Genomic DNA, 6,552 nt, shown 5'->3' on the forward strand with positions numbered 1-6,552 from the left:
AATTAGTACTCACATTTATTCACTAAATAGTTGTTTTAAAATAAAGTTGTTTTATTTTTGCCAACAAATTAAATTCTAAAATTAAAAGATTATGTCAGACATTGCATCAAGAGTAAAAGCGATTATCGTAGACAAATTAGGTGTTGACGAAAACGAAGTTGTAACAGAAGCAAGCTTCACTAATGATTTGGGAGCTGACTCATTAGACACTGTTGAGCTTATTATGGAATTCGAAAAAGAATTTGATATCCAAATTCCAGACGATCAAGCAGAAAACATCGCTACTGTAGGTCAAGCTATCTCTTACATCGAGGAAGCAAAAAAATAATAATGACACACCCGATTTCTAAAATTTTAAAGTTTTAAGAATCGGGTGTTATTATTTGATTAAATAAATTTTTCGATTGAACTTCAATCAAATTATATTTACATTATAATACCCATGTCTCTTTTAGTTACTTCTTATAGTATAGAAAGCATGGGCTTTATTTGTTAAAAGATAACAAAAATAAAAACGTTATGGTTTTAAGAAGAGTTGTTGTAACAGGCCTTGGTGCTCTTACTCCCATTGGTAATAATATTGAGGAATTTTGGAATGGTCTAATCAATGGTGTTAGTGGAGCTGCTCCAATAACCTATTACGATGCTTCAAAATTTAGAACAAAGTTTGCCTGTGAAGTAAAAAACTTCAATGTTGAAGACTTTATCGACAGAAAAGAGGCAAGAAAAATGGACCGTTATGCACAATACGCTATGGTCGCATCGGACGAAGCTGTTAAAGATGCCGGTTTCGATTTTGACAAAATAAATAAAGACAGAGTAGGTGTTATTTGGGGTTCAGGAATTGGAGGATTGGAAACTTTTCAAATAGAGGTTCTTAATTTTGCAGCCGGAGATGGTACACCAAAGTTTAATCCTTTCTTCATACCAAAAATGATTGCTGATATAGCAGGTGGTCTAATCTCAATGAAATATGGACTTAGAGGCCCTAATTTCACAACGGTTTCAGCTTGTGCATCATCAACAAATGCTATTATTGATGCTTTCAATTACATTAGACTAGGTCATGCCGATGCAATAGTAACAGGCGGTTCAGAAGCTGCTGTAACAATTGCAGGAATGGGCGGTTTTAATGCTATGCATGCCTTATCAACCAGAAATGATGATCCAAAAACAGCTTCTAGACCTATGGACAAAGACAGAGATGGATTTGTGTTAGGCGAAGGTGCTGGAGCATTAATCCTAGAAGAATACGAACATGCTGTGGCTCGTGGAGCAAAAATTTACTGTGAAATTGGCGGAGGCGGAATGTCTGCTGATGCTTATCACATTACCGCACCGCATCCTGAAGGATTAGGCGCTAAAAATGTAATGTTAAACTGTTTGAGAGATGCTGGTTTAGAACCAACTGATGTCGATGGTGTAAATATGCATGGAACTTCTACACCTCTTGGTGATATTGGAGAATCAAAAGCTATTCTACACGTTTTTGGTGAGCATGCTTATACAATGAACTTGAATTCAACAAAATCAATGACTGGCCATTTACTTGGCGCAACTGGAGCAATTGAAGCTATATCTTGTATTCTTTCATTAAAACATGGTATTGTTCCCCCAACTATCAATCATTTTACAGATGATGAAAATATTGACCCAAAATTAAACTTTACTTTCAACGTTGCTCAAAAAAGAGAAATGAACGTTGTTATGAGTAATACATTTGGTTTTGGTGGCCACAATGCTTGTGTTTTGGTAAAAAAATTAGACTACAAAGCATAAATGCGTATAATTAGAAAAATATTCTCAAAATCCCGTTCTCTAGAAGACGGGATTTTTTTTGATGCTATTCAACCCATTCTAGGATTTAATCCTATAACATTGGAATTTTACAAAAAAGCGTTTACACATCGTTCTTCGAATCGTATTGATTTCAAAGGAAATCCTGTTAATTACGAAAGACTTGAGTTTTTGGGAGATGCAATGCTAAGCTCCGTAATCGCAGCTTATTTATTCAATGAAGCTCCGCTTGGAGATGAAGGTTATTTAACAAAAATGCGCTCTAAAATTGTGAGTAGAGAACATTTAAATGAATTGGGAAAAGATTTAAATTTAATTCAATTTGTAGAAAGTAAAGTGCCCGTTCATCATTTTGGCGAAAACATTCATGGTAATATTTTCGAGTCTTTGATTGGAGCTATTTATTTAGACAAAGGATATGTTTATTGCGAAAAATTTATTCAAAAAAGAGTAATCATCCCTTATGTAGACATTGCCAGATTAGAAGGCAAAGTAATCAGCTACAAAAGCCTTGTCATCGAATGGTGTCAAAAGGAGAAAAAGCAATTTTACTATGACATATTTGAAGACAATGCAATTGATGGTCAACGTCTATTTGGTGTAAAACTTAGTATTGATGACAAAGTAATTGCAAAAGCCAGAGCCACTTCCAAAAAGAAAGCAGAAGAAAAAGCATCACAACGCGCTTACTTCGCATTTCAAGAGAGAATTGACAGAAAATAGCTATTCTATTGTCAATACTACATCGTTTTCGTTAATAAAATATCAAAATCATAGCCCCCGAGCAACCTTTTGCTACAATAGAAATAGTATATTTACATCTTATTTTTTAATGGAATGGCAATTCATAAACTGGATTTTGGTGAATTTGACGAAATTGATTATAGTCTTATTGCTATTCATACTTCATTAGAAGATTACCGATTGGCTTATTTTATCAATCAAAAACTTCATGTAAATCTGAATAAATCTATAAAAGAAATTCAAATTACAGTTAAGGAAGGAGAAGCTCATTTTTCTAGATTTCATTATTATGAAAAGAAAAAAGAGATTTCCTGGGATTTGATACAGAATAAAACCGAAGTCATTCAACAACAAAAAGAGGAAAACCAGAGTTTATTTTCGAATATAAATTTAGAAGTTCTCACAAAAGTGTATATGCTTCCCGAATTTAAAAAAGTAGATTACTTTTTGAAAATAGAAAATAGCGAAGAGAATTTGAATCTTTTGAAAATACAAAATGAATTGAATACAATAGACAATATAGCAACGGTATATATTGTTGACACTAATAAAATAAAATCTAAAAACAATTTAATTTTTTAATACAAATGCATACAAACAAAAAAACCAAAATTGTAGCCACACTTGGGCCTGCATGTAGCACACGAGAAATCATAAAAGACATGATTGAAGCAGGTGTAAATGTATTTAGAGTAAATTTTTCCCATGCTGATTACGAAGACGTAAAAAATAAGATAAGCATTATTCGCGGTATTAACGAAGAATTTGGGTATACTACTGGAATTCTTGGAGATTTACAAGGGCCTAAACTACGTGTTGGAGTAATGGAAGACGGAGTTGTTGTGAATGACGGTGATTTAATCACTTTTACAACTGCTGAAGATATAATAGGTACTTCAAAGAAAGTATTTATGAAATACCAAAATTTTCCAAATGATGTAAATCCTGGGGAAAGAATATTACTTGATGACGGGAAATTAATTTTTGAAATAGTTTCAACTGATAAAAAAACTGAGGTTGTTGCTCGTGTTGTTCAAGGAGGAGAATTGAAATCGAAGAAAGGGGTAAATTTACCAAATACTAAAATTTCATTACCTGCAATGACTGAAAAAGATATTGCTGATGCCATTTTTGCAATAGAAATGAAATTAGATTGGATTGCTCTTTCATTTGTTAAAACTCCAAGAGATTTACAAGATCTTCAGGAATTAATTGCAAAACACTCTGAATATAAAATTCCAATTATTGCCAAAATCGAAATGCCAGAGGCATTAGAAAACATGGACAGAATTGTAGCTTATTGCGATGCATTAATGGTAGCCAGAGGAGATTTGGGTGTTGAATTGCCTGCTCACGAAGTACCATTGGTTCAAAAAGAATTAATTCACAGAGCCAAGACAGCTAGAATACCAGTAATTGTAGCTACTCAAATGATGGAAACTATGATTACCAGCTTGACTCCAACCCGTGCTGAAGTAAATGACGTAGCGAACTCTGTTATGGATGGAGCTGATGCTGTGATGCTATCAGGTGAAACTGCAACCGGAAATTACCCAGTACAGGTAATTCAAAAAATGACTCAAATTCTTGAAGCAGTTGAAGATTCACCGCTTATTCAAGTTCCTCAAAACTCTCCACAAGTAAGAACAAACCGTTTTATCACTAAAACAGTTTGTCAACATGCTGCTACTATGGCCAATGTTATTAAAGCCAAAGCAATTTGTACTTTAACAAATAGCGGTTACACAGCATTCCAAATTTCTGCTTGGAGACCATCTGCACATATTTTAGTTTTTACATCAAACAAAAGAATTTTGACTCAGCTTAATTTATTATGGGGAGTTAAATCTTTTTATTATGAAAAATCAGTAAGTACGGATGATACTGTTACTGACGTAAATAATATTGTAAAAGAAAAAGGATTTGTGAAAAAAGGTGATTTCTTAATCAACTTGGCTGCAATGCCAATTACTGAAAAAGGAATGGTAAATACCTTAAGAATTTCTGAAATAGAATAACTTTTTAGTTCCACAAAATATAAAACCGTCTTAAATCCTTTAAAGATTCAAGACGGTTTTTCCATTTAAAATTTTAATTATTTTTACAGAAACAAATCCAATCTGAATGAATCATTTTTTAATGTTTGTCACTATTTTGTTGCTGCCTTACTGTTCCTTTGCACAAAAAAATTCAGATGCTTTATTATCTGAAATAGACCAGACTATTGAAAATAATTCCTTTTACACCCAAAAAAAAGAACAGAAAATTACCCAGCTTAAATCACTTTTAAAAAAAACCAGCATTCCAATTTCCAAATATGAGATTTCACAAAAACTGTATATCAATTATAGTTCCTATCAATCTGACTCAGCTTTAGCTTATGCCCGAAAAAATCTTCAAGCTGCTAAAATCCTTAAAGACTCTGATAAATTAAATCAGTCCGAAATAAATCTTGTGTCTATAATGGGAACATTAGGCATGTATAAAGAAGCTATCGATATTCTAAATTCCATTAGTATTCCACCAGCTTCTTCCCTAAAAGGATCTTTTTACGATGCCAGCCGAACCATTTATGGACAAATGGCTGACAATGCTTCTTCTCCTCAGGAAAAAGAAAAATATCTTCAGCATTCAAAAAAATACCGGGATTCCAGTGTCGCCTATTACCCAACCAATTCTGTATCGTATATTATAGCTAAAGCCGATTGGAATTTAGACTATAAAAAACCTGATGAAACGCTGCGTTTATTACTCCCCTATTTTCCAAAAATTCATCACAGCGATTCTAATAGGGCGATTATATCTTATATAATTTCACAAGCTTATAAACAAAAAAATGACAGATTAAAGGAAAAAGAATGGCTAAGCATTTCCGCCCTATCCGACTTGCAGTTATCCAAAAAAGAATATATTTCTCTTCGCTCATTGGCTTTTCTGCTTTATGAAGATGGCGATATTGAGCGGGCTTATACTTATATAAAACGTTCTCTAGATGATGCCGTTGTGTGCAATGCCCGCTTGAGAACCTATGAAATATCGAAGATGCTACCTATCATCAGCGAATCGTATCAGCTACAAAACGAAACCAACAGGTTTCAATTGACGGTATTTTTAATTAGTGCCAGCTTTTTAGCACTCATATTGCTTACCCTTTTGTTTTTACTCATTAAACAAATGAAAAAATTATCTAAAGCAAAGAGCGATTTGAGCTTGGCTAATGATAAACTAAATCTGTCCAATAACACTTTGAGCGAAGCTAACTTTTTAAAGGAAATCTATATTGGACGTTATATGGACCAATGTTCAGATTATTTAGGAAAACTGGACGAATACCAGCGAAAACTCAATGTATTGGCAAAAACAGGAAAAATAAATGACCTTGTGACTACCGTAAAATCAAAAGATTATATCGAAAATGAATTGAAAGAGTTTTATGCTAATTTCGACAAAACCTTTTTACAGTTATTCCCAGATTTTATTCGTGAGTTTAATGATTTGCTCATTCCAAATGAAAAAATTCATCCAAAAGAAGGCGAACAGCTCAATACCGAGTTAAGGATTTTTGCACTCATTCGCTTAGGGATAAAAGACAGTGCTAAAATCGCTGTCTTTCTTCGTTACTCAATTTCGACGATATACAATTACCGCTCCCAGCTCAAGAACAAGTCAGCTGGCCGTAGAGATGAATTTGAAGATAGAGTAATGCAAATAGGAACTGGAAATAAATAAAATTCTTCTTCTGCAAATAACACAAATTGCATTTACATCTTAATTCAAAATTTATAGTTTGTTTTACACCAATTTTCTTAGCTGGCAGTTGCTCGCGTGAGGGATGAAGTGGAGCTCTTTTTATATCCCTTTTTTTGGGATATAAAAAAGCGGGAACGGAAAGCCCGACCCGATCTCGTCTTTTGGGACGAGAGAGGGTCACGCCCAAATAAAAATGTAATTAGTTATAAAATCAAGCCAAATTTACTTTTGACTTAAATTTTTACTTACTTTCCTGCCACT

6 protein-coding genes are annotated in these 6,552 nt (G+C 33.5%); all 6 read left to right on the forward strand.

Translation table 11 applies throughout. From position 1 onward, the window contains the following. Positions 1-91: 91 nt before the first annotated feature. The 6 genes from B0E44_RS17840 to B0E44_RS17865 all read left to right on the forward strand — a co-directional run bounded on the left by B0E44_RS17840 (position 92) and on the right by B0E44_RS17865 (position 6,270). Complete coding sequence (locus B0E44_RS17840; protein WP_007137004.1) at positions 92-328, forward strand: acyl carrier protein; 237 nt, start codon at positions 92-94, stop codon at positions 326-328. 191 nt (positions 329-519) lie between these two features. Next, entirely contained in the window at positions 520-1,779 is a 1,260-nt protein-coding gene (gene fabF / locus B0E44_RS17845) for a beta-ketoacyl-ACP synthase II (RefSeq protein ID WP_077378577.1), read from the forward strand. Beyond that, complete coding sequence (gene rnc, locus B0E44_RS17850) at positions 1,780-2,520, forward strand: ribonuclease III (protein ID WP_077378565.1); 741 nt, start codon at positions 1,780-1,782, stop codon at positions 2,518-2,520. Positions 2,521-2,634: 114 nt separating this feature from the next. Next, positions 2,635-3,123, forward strand: a complete 489-nt coding sequence (locus tag B0E44_RS17855; protein WP_077378568.1) for an IPExxxVDY family protein — start codon at positions 2,635-2,637, stop codon at positions 3,121-3,123. A gap of 5 nt (positions 3,124-3,128) precedes the next feature. Then, positions 3,129-4,559 (forward strand): pyruvate kinase, encoded by a 1,431-nt coding sequence (gene pyk / locus B0E44_RS17860; RefSeq protein ID WP_077378571.1) that lies wholly within the window; start codon positions 3,129-3,131, stop codon positions 4,557-4,559. A 106-nt stretch (positions 4,560-4,665) separates the two neighbouring features. Then, positions 4,666-6,270, forward strand: coding sequence for a DUF6377 domain-containing protein (locus B0E44_RS17865; protein ID WP_077378574.1), 1,605 nt, complete (start codon positions 4,666-4,668; stop codon positions 6,268-6,270). Positions 6,271-6,552 lie beyond the last annotated feature (282 nt).

The organism is Flavobacterium sp. A45 (assembly GCF_002001005.1).
In the GTDB taxonomy this organism is placed as follows: Bacteria; Bacteroidota; Bacteroidia; order Flavobacteriales; family Flavobacteriaceae; genus Flavobacterium.

Excerpts from the sequence above, each read along its gene's own strand:
- B0E44_RS17840 (WP_007137004.1), top strand. The coding sequence starts at position 92 with ATGTCAGACATTGCATCAAGAGTAAAAGCGATTATCGTAGACAAATTA.
- fabF (WP_077378577.1), top strand. The coding sequence starts at position 520 with ATGGTTTTAAGAAGAGTTGTTGTAACAGGCCTTGGTGCTCTTACTCCC.
- rnc (WP_077378565.1), top strand. The coding sequence starts at position 1,780 with ATGCGTATAATTAGAAAAATATTCTCAAAATCCCGTTCTCTAGAAGAC.
- B0E44_RS17855 (WP_077378568.1), top strand. The coding sequence starts at position 2,635 with ATGGCAATTCATAAACTGGATTTTGGTGAATTTGACGAAATTGATTAT.
- pyk (WP_077378571.1), top strand. The coding sequence starts at position 3,129 with ATGCATACAAACAAAAAAACCAAAATTGTAGCCACACTTGGGCCTGCA.
- B0E44_RS17865 (WP_077378574.1), top strand. The coding sequence starts at position 4,666 with ATGAATCATTTTTTAATGTTTGTCACTATTTTGTTGCTGCCTTACTGT.